A 1,604-nucleotide genomic window follows, 5' to 3' on the forward strand; every position below is an offset into this window, starting at 1 on the left:
CTCAAACTTCGCAGTTAAATATTGACTGCTAGACCTTGAAAAATCAATAATTCAGCCAATTTATATACCTATTAAGATGCTTTTTTATACTCCATTTTCCTCTTATAGTACTCGGGAAGCTTTGCAATAAAAGCATCAATTAATTGATCAATTTGTTCACTTGAAAGAAATAAGATTTCTTCCAAAACATCACGAAGTAAGCTGAGTATAAGTTCCAACGCCTCCGCAAACTGTATATCAGCAACTTCATCGTAACATTCGAAAAATAGCTCTCCTAAAGCACGCGGATCCTCCTTTTGCCGTTTCTCCAATGCCAGTATCATATACCTCGTCATAACTATAGCAGTATGAGCAGTAATAACATCGTATGATAACCCTCGAAATTCTGAACCAAGCCTGAGATACGATTTACAAACCTTGAAAAATACTTCAATGCCCCATCGCTTACCATAAAGCTGTATGATCTCTTCCTCAGATAATTCCATGTCAGTAGAAATCAATGCTATCCACTTTTTTCTGTTGTTTCGATCCCTAACATATACAATACGGGCATCAATCATTTCGTTATCCTGGTTATAAAGCTTAACACATACCGATAAAAGATACCTACTTCTCCCACGACGCTTTTTTGCTGAAGAATATATCTGGGATAACGTCCTTTTCTCTCCGTCTAACAAATACTTAACTTTCGGCGTCTTCTTCAATCTTGCAACTACATTGAGCCCTATTTTAGCAATCTCTATGATAGTAGTGGGATAAGCAAACCAACAATCAAATAGTACATGCTTAGACGGAATTCCTATCTTTACAATCTGCCCAAGCATCTCAAGTAGAACCTTCGGAGCACTTGATATTGCTTGTTGTCTTGCTTTATAACCACAGGATCGTTTATCAATCTTCGGATTTGTCTCGGTAAACCTGTTTTTCTTATCCTGTGAACTAAGATGTCTAAATAGCAATGGAATGAGTGTTACTCCATCAGTCCATGCAAGAGTCAATAACCTAAACCCACACTTAAATCTACTTCCTTTCCCTATATGATCATGTACATTTGCCAGTAACTCCACTTTCGTGCTTCTCGGACGGCTGTAAAGAGTATCATCTACAACTATTGCGTTAACTCTACTACCCGAAGTTAGCCTTGAAATTTTGGCAATGATACGTACAGCAAGATTCAGCATAAATGTAGCCCAATTAATAAAAGGCGAATTCAGAAATCTATACACGACATCTTTCCCAAAGCCTGCATTGTGTGTTCCATTGAGTATGTTCATATACATACTTTTCTTCGTGTAAACAAGCTGCAGAAGATACATGAAAATGTAGATTACAGGTATTCCCTTGGATTTATAAGCATTGGCTTTCTTAAGTATCTTGCCAACAGAATATTCTTTGCAAAAAGATAAAATCGATGTAATTATGTTCTTTTCATCGTAAGTATCTTGTGTTAAAATATTCATATAGACATCCTCTCTTTTTGGTAGTTTTGTATTTTTTAACCACACACAATTATACCATAAAAGAGAGGATGTTTCTATATTTTTATGCCGAAAAATGTTGATTTTTCAAGGTTCAGAGCTCATTTTTTATGTGCGAAGTCTGAG

General features: G+C 36.0%; 1 protein-coding gene. It reads right to left on the reverse strand.

The annotated features are described in order from the left end of the window. Nucleotides 1–71: 71 nt before the first annotated feature. On the reverse strand, nt 72–1,460 hold the full coding sequence (locus tag BM241_RS12110) for an IS4 family transposase (RefSeq protein WP_092282912.1): 1,389 nt from the start codon (nt 1,458–1,460) through the stop codon (nt 72–74). Nucleotides 1,461–1,604 lie beyond the last annotated feature (144 nt).

The organism is Caldicoprobacter faecalis (assembly GCF_900115765.1).
Classification (GTDB): domain Bacteria; phylum Bacillota; class Clostridia; order Caldicoprobacterales; family Caldicoprobacteraceae; genus Caldicoprobacter; species Caldicoprobacter oshimai.